Source organism: Pseudomonas sp. 5.2 (assembly GCF_059025405.1).
In genome coordinates this window covers 139,118-154,083 of sequence record NZ_JBYBHH010000005.1, presented here as the reverse complement: position 1 = coordinate 154,083, position 14,966 = coordinate 139,118, and the positions used below count along the sequence as shown (strand labels likewise).

The following is a 14,966-nucleotide window of genomic DNA, read 5'->3' as shown; positions in this document are numbered from 1 at the left end:
TGGCCTCTCCGCAGCGCAAGGCTGCTCCTACAGGGGTCGTGCATTAACCACGTGGATCGAACGCTTCGCGCAGCGCATCGCCGATGAACACCAGCAGCGACAGAATCACCGCTAACGCGAAAAACGCAGTAAAGCCAAGCCAGGGCGCCTCCAGGTGCTGCTTGCCCTGGGTCACCAGCTCGCCCAGCGAGGCGCTGCCGGCCGGCATGCCGAAGCCCAGGAAGTCCAGCGCAGTCAGGGTGGTAATGGCCCCGGTCAACATGAACGGCACATAGGTCAGCGTGGCGTTCATGGCATTGGGCAGAATGTGCCGCAACATCACTTGGCTGTCTGGCAGGCCCAGCGCCCGCGCGGCTTTGACGTATTCCAGGTTGCGCCCGCGCAAGAACTCGGCGCGCACCACATCGACCAGGGCCAGCCACGAGAACAGCGCCATGATCCCCAACAACCACCAGAAATCAGGCTCGACGAAGCCGCTGAGGATGATCAACAGGTACAGCACCGGCAACCCCGACCAGACTTCCAGCAGGCGCTGCCCCAGCAGGTCGACCCAGCCGCCGTGGTAACCCTGCAAGGCCCCGGCAGTCAAACCGATCAGCACGCTGACCACGGTCAAGGCAAAGGCGAACAGCAGCGACACTCGGGTGCCGTACAGCACCCGCGCCAGCACATCGCGCCCCTGGTCGTCGGTGCCCAGCCAATTGCTGGTACTGGGTGGGCTGGGGGTGGGCACTTGCAGGTCATAGTTAGGGGTGTCGGCACTGAAGGGGATGGGGGCGAACAGCATCCAGCCGCCCTGGCCCTCGATCAACTGGCGCACGTAGGCACTGCGGTAATCTGGCTGGAACGGCAATTGGCCGCCGAACTGCTGTTCGGTGTAACGCTTGAGCGCCGGGGTGTACAGCTCGCCCTTGTAACCCAGCAGCAAGGGCTTGTCGTTGGCCACCAACTCTGCGCCCAGGCTCAGCAGCAATAGCGCTGCGAACAGCCACAGCGATACCCAGCCGAGGCGGTTGCGGCGAAAGCGTTGCAGGCGGCGGCGCGACACGGGCGAGAGCATCAGTTGGCCCTCGTGTCGAAGTCGATGCGTGGGTCGAGCAGTGTGTAGCACACATCGCCGATCAGACGGATCAACAAGCCCGCCAGGGTAAAGATGAACAGCGTGCCGAAGACCACCGGGTAGTCACGCGACACGGCGGCTTCGTAACTCATCCGCCCAAGGCCATCGAGGGAAAAGATCACTTCGATGAGCAGCGAGCCTGCAAAAAACACCGTGATCAGTGCCTGGGGCAGCCCGGCCACCACCAGCAGCATGGCATTGCGCAACACGTGGCCGTACAGCACGCGCCGTTCGCTCAGCCCCTTGGCCCGGGCGGTGACCACGTACTGGCGGGAGATCTCGTCAAGGAATGCGTTCTTGGTCAGCAGGGTCAGGGTGGCGAAGCCGCCGATCACCAGTGCGCCGACCGGTAGCACCAGGTGCCAGAAATAGTCGGCGACCTTGCCCAGCAGGCTGAGCTGGTCGAAGTTTTCCGACACCAGGCCGCGCACCGGGAACCAGTTCAGCGACGTGCCGCCGGCGAACAGCACGATCAGCAACAGGGCGAACAGGAACGAGGGCAGCGCATAGCCGATCACGATCAGTGCGCTGCTCCAGGCATCGAAGCGGCTGCCATGGCGCACTGCCTTGCGGATGCCCAAGGGGATAGAAACCAGGTAGGTGATGAGCGTGGCCCAGAAGCCGAGCGACAAGGTGACCGGCAGCTTGTCGAGGATCAGGTCGGTGACCTTGGCCCCACGAAAGAAGCTCTGGCCGAAGTCGAGGCGGGCGTACTGGCTAAGCATCAGCCAGAGCCGTTCGGGGGCTGATTTATCGAAACCGTATTGGTGTTTGATCGCCTCGATCAGCTTGGGGTCCAGGCCGCGGGTGGCCCGTGACTCGCCATGCGCCACCTCGGCCCGGGCGCCTGGTGCGCCGCCGCCGATACCCTGCAGCCGCGCCACCGCTTGCTCCACCGGGCCACCAGGCGCCGCCTGGACGATCGCGAAATTGACCAGCAGGATCGCCAGCAGCGTGGGGATGATGAGCAACAGGCGCCGCAGAATATAGGCCGTCATGGTGAAGCCTTCAGGCGTTCGGCCATCTGCGCGTTGGTCAGCGGGGTAGGGCTGACTTCCCACCAGGTGTCGAGGCCTTCGTCATAGGTGGCCTGTACCTTGGGCAAGCCAAAGCGGTTCCACCAGGCCGTGGAGCTGCCGGGCGGGTAGTAATTGGGGATCCAGTAGTAGTTCCACTGCAGCACGCGGTCCAGGGCATGGGCATGGCGCAGCATGTCGGCTTGCGTGCTGGCGCGTACCAGGCCGTCGATCAGGCTGTCCACTGCAGGGTCCTGCAGCACCATCAGGTTGTTCGAGCCGGGGTCGTGGGCCGCTGCCGAACCGAAGTAGTTGTACAGCTCCGCCCCTGGCGACAGCGTGACCGGGTAGCCGGTCACGATCATGTCGTAGTCACGCGCCATCAGGCGGTTGACGTATTGGGCCGAGTCGACATTGCGAATGTTCAGGGTGACGCCGATCTGCGCCAGGTTGCGCTTCCACGGCAGCAGCAGGCGCTCCAGGCCGGCCTGGCCGTTGAGGAAGGTGAATTCCAGTGGCTCGCCTTGGGCGTTGACCAGGCGGTCACCCTCGGGGTGCCAGCCGGCTTGCTGCAACAAAGCCAACGCTTGCAGCTGTTGCGTGCGGACGATGCCCGTGCCATCGGTGACCGGGGCCGTGAACACGCGGTCGAAGACCTCATCCGGCACCTGGCCGCGCAACGGCTCCAGCAGTTCGAGTTCGCTGGCGTCGGGCAATGCGCGGGCGGCCAGTGGGGTGTTGGAAAACACGCTCTGCTGGCGGATGTAGAGGTTGCGCATCATCTGCCGGTTGCTCCACTCGTAGTCCCAGAGCATGCCCAGCGCCTGGCGCACGCGGCGGTCGCGAAACGGCGGCTTGTCCAGGTTGAACACATAACCTTGGGCAACCTGCGGTTTGGCCGGGCCCAGGTGCGCGCGCTGCAGGCGGCCGTCGTCCAGCTGCGCGCCGTTGTAGCCGAGGGTGTAGGCCGTGGCAGAAAACTCGCGGTTGTAATCGTAGCCACCCCCTTTTAGCACCTGCCGCGCCACTTCGGTGTCGCCGAAGTATTCGATGCGCAGCGTGTCGAAATTGTAGCGGCCACGGCTGACAGGGAGGTCTTTGGCCCACCAGGTTGGGTCACGTTCAAAGCTGATGCTGCGGCCATTGTCGATCTGGCCGATGCGGTAAGGGCCGCTGCCGACCGGTTTGTCGAAGCCGGCGCCGTTGGTGAAATCGCGTTGTTGCCAGTCATGCTCGGGCAGCACCGGCAGGCTGGCCAAGTCCAAGGGCAGGGTGCGGCCATGGGGTTGCCTGAAGTCGAAGCGCACGCGATGCGGGCCCTCTACGGTAACCCCTGCGACCTCGGCGAACTGGGTGCGGTACTTGAGGCTGCCTTTGCTCATCAGCAGCTCGAAGGTAAAGCGCACGTCTTCGGCGCGCACCGGCTTGCCGTCGGCGAAGGTGGCGCGGGGGTCGATCTCGAAGCGCAGCCAGGCATCGTCCGGGCCACGTTCCATGCGCCGGGCAATCAGGCCGTAGACGGTGTAGGGTTCATCGAATGAGCGCACGGCCAATGGCGCGTATAGCCAACCATCGACTTCGTTGACGCCGGTACCTTTGTCGATGTACGGCAGAATATGGTCGAACTGGCCAATCTCCATGGCCGAGCGGCGCAATATGCCGCCCTTGGGGGCGTTGGGGTTGGTGTAGTCGAAATGGTGGAAGCTTTGGTTGTAGCGGGGGGCTTCGCCGTAGACAGTCAACGCATGGGTGGGTGCAGCGTGGGTGTTGGCGCAAAAGCACAGAAACAAAACCAGCCAGCCCAGGCGAAACAAGCCCTTGTAGGAGCAGCCTTGTGCTGCGAAGGCGTCAGCACGGTCAACGAAATTGCCCGGCCGGGCCACTTCACAGCGCAAGGCTGTTCTTACAGAGGCTGAGTCGTTCCAGAGGAACAACCTGGTATCAGTCCTGACGGCTGGTCACTTCCAGCAGGTGATAACCGAACTGGGTTTTCACCGGGCCCTGGACAACGTTCAGCGGCGCGCTGAAGACCACGGTATCGAACTCACGCACCATCTGGCCCGGGCCGAACGAGCCCAGGTCGCCGCCTTGGCGGCTGGATGGGCAGGTGGAATTGGCCTTGGCGACTTCGGCGAAATCGGCACCAGCTTCGATCTGGGCTTTCAGTTCGTTGCATTTGTCTTCGCTGCTGACCAGGATGTGGCGGGCGGTGGCACGTGCCATGGGTACTGCTCCTTAGGGTAAAAACGCAAGCCTAGCGCACTTGTTCGGGAAATGTCTCGCAAGGCTTGCTAGCGGCTTCCTACAGTTTTTGTGCCGCCTCGCGCAACAGGGTTTCTGTTGACGCCCAACCCAGGCAGCCATCGGTGATCGACACGCCGTACTTCAGTGCGCCTTTGCCTAGGGACTGGCAGCCATCGAACAGGTGCCCTTCGATCATCACGCCGACAATCGAACGGTCACCGGCCACGCGCTGTGCCAGCACGTCCTCGAATACCGCGGGCTGCTGCGCTGGGTCCTTGCCGCTGTTGGCATGGCTGCAATCGACCATGATCCGCGCCTGCAACCCCACCTTGGCCAACCCCTGCCGGGCCTGGGCGATGCTCGTGGCATCGTAGTTCGGGCCTTTATGGCCGCCGCGCAACACCAGGTGGGTGTCGGGGTTGCCCAGGGTCTCGATGATGGCCGGGTAGCCCTGCGCATCCATGCCGAAATGGCGGTGTGGGTGCGCGGCGCTGCGCATGGCGTCGCAGGCGATGCCAATACCGCCGTCGGTGCCATTCTTGAAGCCCACAGGCAGTTCCAGGCCACTGACCATTTCACGGTGCACCTGCGACTCGGTGGTGCGTGCGCCGATCGCGGCCCAGCCCAGCAGGTCGTCGAAGTAGCCCGCGGCCATCGGCTGCAGCAGCTCGGTGGCAATGGGCAGGCCGCGCTCGATCATGTTCAGCATCAGGCCGCGCGACAGGGCGATACCGGCGTGCATGTCATCGCTGCCATCGAGGTGCGGGTCGTAGGCCAGGCCTTTCCAGCCCACCGTGGTGCGGGGTTTTTCGACGTAGGCGCGCATCACCAGCAGCAGCTTGTCATCCACTTCGCGGCTCAGCGCGGCTAGGCGGTCGGCGTATTCCAGGGCCGAGCGAGGGTCGTGAATCGAGCAGGGGCCTACCACTACCAACAGGCGTTGGTCGCGGCCTTCGAGAATGGCGCGGATGGCCTGGCGGTGGGCATGGACTTGCTGGGTGAGCTCAGCGGACAGCGGCATTTGCTGCTTGAGCAGGTGGGGGCTGGGCAGGCGCTGGCTGACGGTCGTATTGGCAGCTTGCGGTTGGTTCAGGGGCAGGGCGAGGTTCGAGGCTTGCATGGCGTTTTTCCCTGGGCGGACGGCGGGTTCTGGCCCGCGTCGTCGGCCCTATCGAGGTGTTCGACAGATCGTTGTAGGTGTGTTGGCTGCAGTGTTGCCACCCTTGAAGGACCGAACGGAGGCGGCAGGCTGGCCCGAACGGGATTGGCTAAATCGCCAGGCATAGGTGTTTGCGCAGTAATAAGTGGCGTAGTTCATGAATCTGTCCTCAAGGTAAATCGGTAATGTTCAAAGGCCTGAAAAGCAAAACCCCCGGTCGGGGAGCCGACCGGGGGTTTGAGTATTCTCATGTTCGGCGGCCCCTCGAAAGTGGGCGCCGTGTGGGTATCAGCGGCGCCTAGTGGCTAAACCAATACCCAAAATAAAAGCTGGCAGGGGCCTTGCGACCGGCAACGGCCAGCACAGGGCGCAGGGTGCGACCGGTGTGGTTGGCGTGATTGCAGGTGCGTTTCGGCATGTTGCTCTCCAGTGAATGAGCCCGAGCTTACTTCAGATCAGGCGCGGCGTTCAATGGGTAAATGCTGTGACGTTGATCATTGTCGGTAATGGGTGGCAATGACTCATTCAATGGCCGTAACGCCCCACCAGGGTTTGTGCGCCCAAGGCATGGTCTTGGAGCAACTGCAGCAGCCCGTTGCGGTCCAGGTCTGCTGGCAGGATGCCGGGTTCGAGGTCGGTTGCAATCAACGTCAGCGCGTAGTGGTGCGGGTTGTCCCCGGCGGGCGGGCAGGGGCCTCGGTAGCTGGCGGTACCGCGGGAGTTGCGCCCCACCGTCACGGCAGGGCTGGTCAGCCCGGCCACGCCTTCTTTCAAGCCATCCAGGCCCGGGTCGATGTTGTAGGCGACCCAGTGCACCACCCCGAGGCCTTTGCCGCCATCGGGGTCGAACATCACCAGCGCCAGCGAGCGCGTACCGGCGGGCAGGTTGTCCCAGCTCAGTTGTGGGGTGCGTTCTTCACCTGCGCCGCAGGCCGGGTCTGGCCCGACCTGTTGCAGGGCGAGCACGCCACCGTCGGTGAAGGAGGAAGAACTGATCGACAATGCGCCAGAGCCCGGCCCGGCGGCCAGTACGCTGAAAGGCAGCAGAGCAGCGAGCAGCCAGGGTTTGGCGTTCATGGCAACTCCATGGCAGGGCAATGGAGCGCAGTGTAGTCCAGCCGAGCCTCAACGGCTGTCCTGGTCCTCAGCGGTGCCGCCATCGTAGCCGGCACCGGAACCTGTGGCTTCGCCGGTGCTGTTGGAGCCGCCGCTGGCGCCGTCTGCGGCATCGGTGCCGGTGTTGCTGCTGTCGTTGTCCTGGCCGCTGCCGGGGCTGTTGACGCTGCTTCCGTCACCTGCGGTCTTGCCGCCAGACTGGTCGGTTTGTGGGCGGCTGTCGGTATTGGTGGGTTCGGTGGCAGCGAAGCTGGTGCCGGTGATGGCGCCCAGGGCCAAGGCCAGGCACAGCGAAAGGGGGCGAATGCGGATCATGATGAATCTCCTGTGCGGATGATCTGTCATTCGTTTGGCTGGAGCAGGGCGGCGCGGTGCCCTCTGGGCGACGGGTGGTCACCAGAGGCCAGGAGCACGCCTTTTCTGTGTAGGAGCAGCCTTGTGCTGCGAAGAGGCCGGTGACCACACAACAGATCTTCGCTGTTATCACTGGCCTCTTCGCAGCACAAGGCTGCTCCTACCGGGGTAGGGTTATCGGATTTCGGCTTGCGCTGGCCTGTACCTTGCCGCGGCTCGAACGGCGGACCCTCAGGCCGCCTGCCCCGGGTGGTCATCAGAGGCAAGGAACGCGCGTTTTCTGTGTAGGAGCAGCCTTGTGCTGCGAAGAGGCCGGTGACCACACAACAGATCTTCGCTGCTATCACTGGCCTCTTCGCAGCACAAGGCTGCTCCTACCGGGGTCGGGTTATCGGGTTTCGGCTTGCGCTGCCCCTGTGCCTTGCACCGGCTCCAAAGGTGGATGCTCCTGCGCGGCATGCATCAGGTCTTCAGTCACTCGCAACTCGGCACCGGTGGGCGAGAAGGTGGTGGACGCTGCGAACGGCGCCGGGTGCTCGGCCGCCGGGCGCTTGCCTCGGCGCCACAGGAAGAAGCTGACCATGGCCAGGTTGACCACTGCAAAGGCCCAGAACAGCCCGGCCTCGCCAAACGACGTCATCATCGGCGAAATCGCCAGCGGCGCCAGCGCCGAACCCAGCGAGTTGATCAGCAGCAAGCCCTGGATCATCGGCACCAGCGCGTCGGACGGTGCACGGTCGGCAGCGTGGCTGACCGCTACCGGATACAGGGCGAACACGCCGCCACCCAGCAGGAACAGCATTGCGGGCAGCAATGACGATTCAGACGGCAAGAACACCGTAATCAACGACAGCACCACGCACAGGCCGGCCAGGGCAATCAGCACATCCTGGCGGTCCTTGCGGTCGGACCAGCGCCCAACCGGGTACTGCAGCAGCATCGCACCCAGGATCACCCAGGCCATCATGCTGCCGACTTCGCCCACGTCCAGGCCAATACGTTGCAGGTACAGCGGCAGCAGCGCATAAATACCGGCAATCGCCACCCCCGAACCGAAGCAGCCGACCAGGCCCGACGGCGCGACCCCCAGCAGTTGGCGGGGCTTCAGCGGTTCGACCTGGTCCAGCAGTGGCGACACCCGCGGCAGGATCACGATCGGCAGCACCGACAGCGCCGCGAGCATACCCGCGAGCATGAATGGCGCGGTGTCGCCCAGGCGGGTAATTTCGCCAAGGCCTGCCTGGGCAATAACGCCGGCGCCGTAGAAGGCAATCATGTACAGCGCCAGCAGGCGGCCACGGATTTTCGCGTCGCCGGCCAGCAGCAACCAGCTCTCGATCACGAGGAACACGCCCACCGCAGCCCAGCCGTTGATCAGGCGCAGGATCGACCACCACGTGGTGTCGTAGAACAGCCCTTGCAGCAGGATGGTCGCGGCGATCAGCGAGGCGAAGCTGGTGTAGGCGCGGATATGGCCGATGCGCAGTATCAGCCGGTCATTGAAGATCGCGCCAAGGGTCAAGCCAATGAAGTAACTGGACGACACGATACCGATGGTGGTGGCTGATTCACCGGCCGCGCCCAGGCGCAGGGTGGTCAGGGAAGACATGAAACCGTTGCCCAGGGCAATGATGAACAGCCCGAGCAGGGGCGCCAGCGCCATGGCCAGCAAACGCGGAGACATACGTACCTCAAGTTGGATGAGCGGAATGAGCGCCTCTTCGGACGCGCACGCCAGCTGGGCCCGAAAGGGGGCCAAGAGGCTGCACGGATGTGCCTGGGCTGGATGCGACCTGGGCAAGACTCAACCGCTGGGCCGTAAGGGAGCTGGGCCGGGCGGGGTCGGTTGAGCCTATTTCACATGGGCGGTCATGTGTTCAGGCGCGGACTCTGTCATTGCTGCCGGTTGCCACCGTTCAAGGCGACGGGCGAAAAGGAACCGCGATTCTACGTGCTTGCAACCTTTTGCCCAAGGGGCATTGGCCTGCGACGAGACGCCGCAGGGCATCGCGACGTACAGGCTTAATTAGCCCGCTTAATAATAATTTGTATAGAAAAATAACTTTAGTCGTATTGATTCATTGTTTTGGCGGCGGGCAGTGAGTATTTATTGATCTGGATCAATACAGGTGTGTAATTAATTACCGTATCAGCCTGTTGATCGACAGAACTTATCAAGCAATCAATCCGCTCAATTGGTGCCTGCGGCATCCTGCCACTACAATGGCGGGCGCGGCCCGCAAGGGGTGCCTCGATAAACGTGTGATGCCGCGGTCCATTTAGTAGTTGCAAAAGAAGTTGCGTGTTAATAACGCGCTGTAGATTTCTATTGCCCCTGACTTGTGCCCATCACCGAATTAGAACGACCAGCCGATAACACCCGTTGATAAGTAACGCCTGTGTGCCCGGTATTTAACCGGGCCGAGATGAGGAGATCCCATGGCACTTGGCAGACGACAATTTTTCAAACTGTGCACGGCCGGTGCGGCGGCAGCGACCACGGTGTCGCTGGGCTTTGCCCCGGCAGTGGCCAATGCCAGCCAGTCACGCCAATACAAGCTGTTGCGCGCCAAAGAGACCCGCAACAACTGCACCTACTGCTCGGTAGGCTGCGGCATCCTCATGTACAGCCTGGGCGACGGCGCGAAAAACGCCAAGGCACGCATCTTCCACATCGAAGGCGACCCGGACCACCCGGTCAGCCGAGGTTCGCTGTGCCCGAAAGGGGCAGGGCTGGTGGACTACATCCACAGCGAACAGCGCCTGCTGTACCCGGAGTACCGCGCGCCAGGCTCGGACACGTGGCAGCGGATTACCTGGGACCATGCCATCGAGCGCATCGCCCGCTTGATGAAGGCTGACCGCGATGCCAACTTCATCGAGAAAAACGCCAAGGGCGTTACCGTCAACCGCTGGCTGTCCACCGGTATGCTGTGTTCTTCGGCGGCCAGCAGCGAAACCGGCTCGCTCGACCAGCGCTTTACCCGCGCCCTGGGCATCCTCGGCACCGACAGCCAGGCGCGGGTCTGCCACGCCCCGACCGTGTCGGCGCTGGCGCCCACCTTTGGCCGTGGCGCCATGACCAACAACTGGGTGGACATCAAGAATGCCAACGTCGTACTGATCATGGGCGGCAACCCCGCCGAAGCGCACCCGGTAGGCTTCAAATGGGTGATCGAGGCGAAGATCCGCAACGGCGCCAAGGTGATCGTCGTCGACCCGCGCTTCAACCGCAGCGCTGCAGTGGCCGACCTGTATTCGCCCATTCGCGCAGGCTCCGACATCACCTTCCTGATGGGGGTGGTCAACTACCTGATCAGCCATGACCGTATCCAGCACGAGTACGTGCGCGCCTACACCAATGCCAGCCTGATCGTGCGCAGCGACTACAGTTTCGACGACGGCCTGTTCAGCGGCTACGACGCCAACACCCGGCGCTACGATCGCAGCTCGTGGGCCTATGAACTCGACGAGCAGGGCTTTGCCAAACGTGACGTGACGCTCAGCCACCCGCGCTGCGTGTACAACCTGCTCAAGCAGCATGTCAGCCGCTACACGCCGGAGCGGGTCAGCGAGCTGTGCGGTACGCCAAAGGACGACTTCCTGCAGATTTGCGAGATCCTTGCCAGTACCAGCGCACCGGACAAGACCGCCACCTTCCTCTATGCCCTGGGCTGGACCCACCACACCACGGGCGCCCAGATGATCCGCGGCTCGGGCATGATCCAACTGCTGCTGGGCAACATCGGCATGGCCGGTGGCGGCGTCAACGCCCTGCGCGGGCACTCCAACATCCAGGGCTACACCGACCTGGGGCTGCTGTCGCAACGCCTGCCGGGTTACATGAACCTGCCGTCCGACAACCAGACCACGGTCGAGACCTACCTGAAAGAAACCACGCCCAGCGCCCAGCTGCCCGGGCAGGTCAACTACTACCAGCACACGCCCAAATTTTTCATCAGCCTGATGAAGAGCCTGTGGGGCGACAAGGCCACCCCTGAGAACAACTGGGGCTTCGACTGGTTGCCCAAGTGGGACGACAGCTACGACGTACTCAACTATTCCAACCGCATGTATGAAGGCAAGGTCAACGGCTACATTGCCCAGGGCTTCAACCCGATCGCGGCCTTCCCGGACAAGAACAAGGCCGCCGAGGCCTTGGCCAAGCTCAAGTTCCTGGTGATCATCGACCCGCTGGCGACCGAGACGTCGAGCTTCTGGCAGAACCACGGAGAGTCCAACGACGTCGACCCCGCGGCGATCCAGACCGAGGTCTTCCGCCTGCCTTCCAGCTGCTTTGCCGAGGAAAACGGCTCGATCGTCAACTCCAGCCGCTGGCTGCAATGGCACTGGGCCGGGGCGGCCCCGCCCGGTGAGGCCTGGCACGATGGCAAGATCCTCGGCCACCTGTTCATGAAGCTGCGCGAGCTCTACCGCGACGAGGGCGGCGTATGCCCCGAGCCTGTGTTGAACATGGCCTGGGACTACAAGAACCCCTACGATCCAGAGCCAGAAGAAGTCGCCAAAGAGTCCAACGGCTACGCCCTGGCGGACCTGCATGATGAGAAGGGCAACCTGGTGCTGCGCAAAGGCCAGTTGCTGGACAACTTCGCCCAATTGCGCGATGACGGCAGCACCGCGTGCTTCAACTGGGTGTTCGCCGGCTCCTGGACCGAGGCCGGCAACCAGATGGCCCGCCGCGACAACGCTGACAGCGGCCTGGGCTGCACCCCAGGTTGGGCGTGGGCCTGGCCGCAGAATCGGCGCATTCTTTACAACCGTGCCTCGGCCGATCCGCAGGGCAACGCCTGGGACCCCAAGCGCCAGATCATTGCCTGGGATGGTAGCCGCTGGAGCGGCAGCGATGTCCCGGACTACCCGGTAACCGCCGCGCCAGGCAGCAACGTCAACCCGTTCATCATGCTGCCCGAAGGGGTAGGCCGGTTGTTCTCGGTTGGCGCCATGAACGATGGGCCGTTCCCTGAGCATTACGAACCGATCGAAAGCCCACTGGCGTCCAACCCGCTGCACCCCAATGTCAGCAAGAGCCCGACCGCACGCCTGTACGAAAGCGACCGTGCGCGGATGGGCAGCCGTGAGGAGTTCCCTTACGTGGCCACCACCTACTCGATCACCGAGTTGTTCCGCCACTGGACCAAGCATTCGCGGCTCAACGCGATCATCCAGCCCGAGCAGTTCATCGAGATCGGCGAAGTGCTGGCCAAGGAAAAAGGCATCGTCCAGGGCGACCTGGTGCGGGTCAGCACCAAGCGCGGCTACATCAAGGCCAAGGCGGTGGTGACCAAGCGGGTCCAGCGGCTAGAGGTCGCCGGCCAGATGGTCGACACCATCGGCATCCCGTGCCACTGGGGCTTCGAGGGTGCCACCCGCAAAGGCTTCCTGGCCAACACGCTGACCCCGGGGGTGGGTGACTCCAACACCAACACCCCGGAATACAAGGCGTTCCTGGTGAACGTGGAAAAGGCCTGACGGAGCGACGCACATGTCCCTGCAATCCCAAGACATCATTCGCCGTTCGGCGACCAACGCCTTCACCCCCGCGCCGCGTGCCCGCGATCACCAGGCCGAGGTGGCCAAGCTGATCGACGTCAGCATCTGCATCGGCTGCAAGGCCTGCCAAGTGGCCTGCAACGAATGGAACGACCTGCGTGACGAGGTAGGCCACAACGTCGGCGTGTACGACAACCCGGCCGACCTCACGCCAGACACCTGGACGCTGATGCGGTTTGACGAGCACCAGGACGAAAGCGGCAAGCTGGAGTGGCTGATCCGCAAGGATGGCTGCATGCATTGCGCCGACCCGGGCTGCCTCAAGGCGTGCCCGCAACCGGGGGCGATCATCCAGTACGCCAACGGTATCGTCGATTTCCAGTCCGAGCATTGCATCGGCTGCGGCTACTGCGTGGCCGGTTGCCCGTTCGATGTACCGCGCATCAGCAAAAAGGACAACAAGGCTTACAAGTGCACGTTGTGCGTTGATCGGGTCAGCGTGGGCCAGGAACCGGCCTGCGTGAAAACCTGCCCGACCGGCGCGATCAACTTCGGCAGCAAGGCTGACATGCTGGTGCAGGCCGAAGAACGCGTGAGTGAACTGCAAGGCCGCGGCTTCGCCGGTGCCGGCATTTACGACCCGCAGGCCGTCGGTGGCACCCATGTGTTCTACGTGCTGCAACACGCCGACAAGCCGCAGCTGTACCACAAGCTCAACCCAGACCCGCGCATCAGCAGTGCGATCGAGGGCTGGAAAGGCTGGCTCAAACCGGTGGCCGCCGCGGCATTCTTCGCCACCCTGGCGGGCACGGTGTTCCACTACATCGGCGTTGGCCCCAACGAAGTCGAGGAAGACGACAAGGAGACCCTGGTATGAACAAGGACCGATTGATTCTGCGCACGCGCTTCATCGACCGGGCCAGCCACTGGTTCATGGTCATCTGTTTCTTCCTGGTGGCGATGTCGGGGCTGTCGTGGTTTTTCCCGTCGTTGAACTGGCTGAATGGCGTGTTTGGCACACCGCAGCTGGCGCGTATCCTTCACCCGTTTTTCGGGGTGGTGGTGTTCGTTGTGCTGATGTTCCTGTTCGTGCGCTTCGTCAGGTACAACCTGCCCGAGCGTGAAGACGGCATCTGGTTTCGCAACGTCAAGCGCGTGTTGGCAGGCGACCACAGCCAGCCGCTGCGCATCGGCAAATACAACGCCGGCCAGAAGATCCTGTTCTGGGGGATCATGGGCCTGATCACCTTGCTGATGCTCAGTGGCGTGATCATCTGGCGGCCGTGGTTTGCCGACTACTTCAGCATCCCGCTGATTCGGATTGCCTTGTTTACCCACGCACTGGCAGGCATCTCGCTGATCCTGCTGATCATTGGCCATGCGTACCTGGCGTTCTGGGTGAAAGGTTCGATTCGCGGCATGATCACCGGCTATGTCTCACGCAGTTGGGCCAAGTCGCACCACGATCGCTGGTATCAGCAAATCAACAGCAAGAGCGAGAAGAAATGAGCAGCATCAAACTGACGGCGGTCGAGCAGCCCACCGGGGGCGTGGGCACCATCAGCGCCTTGTTGCTGCCGCAACTGGACCAGCACTTCGCCAAGCGCGCGGCGCGTTTGCGTCACTTGGCACAGGGGCATGAGCACGCCGACTATCTGGAGTTCGCCGCCACCATCGCGCAGGCCCAGCAGCGTTTGCTCGATCGTTTTCCCGTGCCGGCCAACGTGCTTGAGGCTCTGACTGAGCGGCTGGGCGCAGAGGCGCCAATATCGACGCGGTTGCACTCAGGTTACTGGCAGCAAGTGCTCGATCATCTGCTCGAGGACCTGCGCACTGAAGCCAGCGACCCGGTATGCGCGGCCCTGGACAGGCTCGCCGCGCTGAGCGCCGATCAGCGCGAAGCCTGCGCCCAAGACTTGCTGCAGGGCCAATATGGCAAGGTGAACAGCGGCGAGGCGGTGTTTTTGTGGGCCGCCCTGGGGCTGTACTTCGTGCAACTGGCTGCGGCCTTGCCGGCGCATGCGCATGCGGCGGTGGGCGAGCATCGCCAGTTCTGCCCAGTGTGCGCCAGCGCGCCGGTGGCCAGCGTCATCCTCACTGGCAAGCGTGCTGGGCTGCGCTACCTGCACTGCGGGCTGTGCGAGAGTCGCTGGCACATGGTGCGGGTCAAGTGCAGCAACTGCGAGCACACCGGTAAGCTGGACTATTGGTCGCTGGATCGTCAGGACAGTGCGGTCAAGGCGGAAAGCTGCGGTGACTGCGAAAGCTACCTGAAGGCTTTTTATTACGAGCACGACCCGGCACTGGAGCCTGTCGCGGATGACTTGGCCTCCTTGCAGCTGGATGCCGAGCTTGAAGGGCAAGGCTTTGCCCGTAGCAGTATCAACCCATTTATGTTTCCGGGTTGAAGCAGCGTAGGACTGCGGCATACTGACGCCTTTCGCAC

Annotated in this window: 12 protein-coding genes; 4 read left to right on the top strand and 8 right to left on the bottom strand. The window is 63.1% G+C overall.

Annotation, left to right across the window (positions count from 1 at the left end; translation table 11 throughout):
- Window positions 1–43 precede the first annotated feature (43 nt).
- The 8 genes from AC5PZ0_RS09920 to AC5PZ0_RS09885 form a co-directional block, all read right to left on the bottom strand.
- Window positions 44–1,060, bottom strand: coding sequence for an ABC transporter permease (locus tag AC5PZ0_RS09920; RefSeq protein ID WP_265969610.1), 1,017 nt, complete (start codon window positions 1,058–1,060; stop codon window positions 44–46).
- Window positions 1,060–2,118, bottom strand: coding sequence for a microcin C ABC transporter permease YejB (locus AC5PZ0_RS09915; protein ID WP_027594865.1), 1,059 nt, complete (start codon window positions 2,116–2,118; stop codon window positions 1,060–1,062). Before AC5PZ0_RS09915 ends, AC5PZ0_RS09920 begins: the two co-directional genes overlap by 1 nt.
- Window positions 2,115–3,950 (bottom strand): extracellular solute-binding protein, encoded by a 1,836-nt coding sequence (locus AC5PZ0_RS09910; protein ID WP_256577440.1) that lies wholly within the window; start codon window positions 3,948–3,950, stop codon window positions 2,115–2,117. Before AC5PZ0_RS09910 ends, AC5PZ0_RS09915 begins: the two co-directional genes overlap by 4 nt.
- 127 nt (window positions 3,951–4,077) lie before the next feature.
- Entirely contained in the window at window positions 4,078–4,359 is a 282-nt protein-coding gene (locus tag AC5PZ0_RS09905) for a peptidylprolyl isomerase (RefSeq protein WP_027594867.1), read from the bottom strand.
- 79 nt (window positions 4,360–4,438) lie between these two features.
- Window positions 4,439–5,500 (bottom strand): 3-deoxy-7-phosphoheptulonate synthase, encoded by a 1,062-nt coding sequence (locus tag AC5PZ0_RS09900; RefSeq protein WP_099429472.1) that lies wholly within the window; start codon window positions 5,498–5,500, stop codon window positions 4,439–4,441.
- A 564-nt stretch (window positions 5,501–6,064) separates the two neighbouring features.
- The gene (locus AC5PZ0_RS09895; protein WP_099429471.1) at window positions 6,065–6,616 is read right to left on the bottom strand and encodes a YbhB/YbcL family Raf kinase inhibitor-like protein; all 552 of its coding nucleotides are present in this window, start codon (window positions 6,614–6,616) and stop codon (window positions 6,065–6,067) included.
- A 48-nt stretch (window positions 6,617–6,664) separates the two neighbouring features.
- Window positions 6,665–6,970: a hypothetical protein gene (locus AC5PZ0_RS09890; protein WP_027594870.1), complete on the bottom strand. Its 306-nt coding sequence runs from the start codon at window positions 6,968–6,970 to the stop codon at window positions 6,665–6,667.
- Between the two features lie 427 nt (window positions 6,971–7,397).
- Window positions 7,398–8,693, bottom strand: coding sequence for an MFS transporter (locus AC5PZ0_RS09885; RefSeq protein WP_027596740.1), 1,296 nt, complete (start codon window positions 8,691–8,693; stop codon window positions 7,398–7,400).
- A gap of 755 nt (window positions 8,694–9,448) precedes the next feature.
- Between AC5PZ0_RS09885 and fdnG the strand changes: the two genes are divergently transcribed.
- Genes fdnG through fdhE form a run of 4 tightly spaced genes read left to right on the top strand, consistent with a single transcriptional unit; the run spans window position 9,449 to window position 14,928 of the window.
- Window positions 9,449–12,499: a formate dehydrogenase-N subunit alpha gene (gene fdnG / locus AC5PZ0_RS09880; protein WP_493854820.1), complete on the top strand. Its 3,051-nt coding sequence runs from the start codon at window positions 9,449–9,451 to the stop codon at window positions 12,497–12,499.
- Window positions 12,500–12,512: 13 nt separating this feature from the next.
- On the top strand, window positions 12,513–13,397 hold the full coding sequence (gene fdxH, locus AC5PZ0_RS09875) for a formate dehydrogenase subunit beta (protein ID WP_027596742.1): 885 nt from the start codon (window positions 12,513–12,515) through the stop codon (window positions 13,395–13,397).
- A complete protein-coding gene (locus AC5PZ0_RS09870; protein WP_099429468.1) occupies window positions 13,394–14,029 on the top strand; it encodes a formate dehydrogenase subunit gamma in 636 nt (211 codons plus the stop codon). The genes fdxH and AC5PZ0_RS09870 overlap by 4 nt, the downstream gene beginning before the upstream one ends.
- Window positions 14,026–14,928: a formate dehydrogenase accessory protein FdhE gene (fdhE, locus tag AC5PZ0_RS09865; RefSeq protein ID WP_493854819.1), complete on the top strand. Its 903-nt coding sequence runs from the start codon at window positions 14,026–14,028 to the stop codon at window positions 14,926–14,928. The genes AC5PZ0_RS09870 and fdhE overlap by 4 nt, the downstream gene beginning before the upstream one ends.
- Window positions 14,929–14,966: the final 38 nt, after the last annotated feature.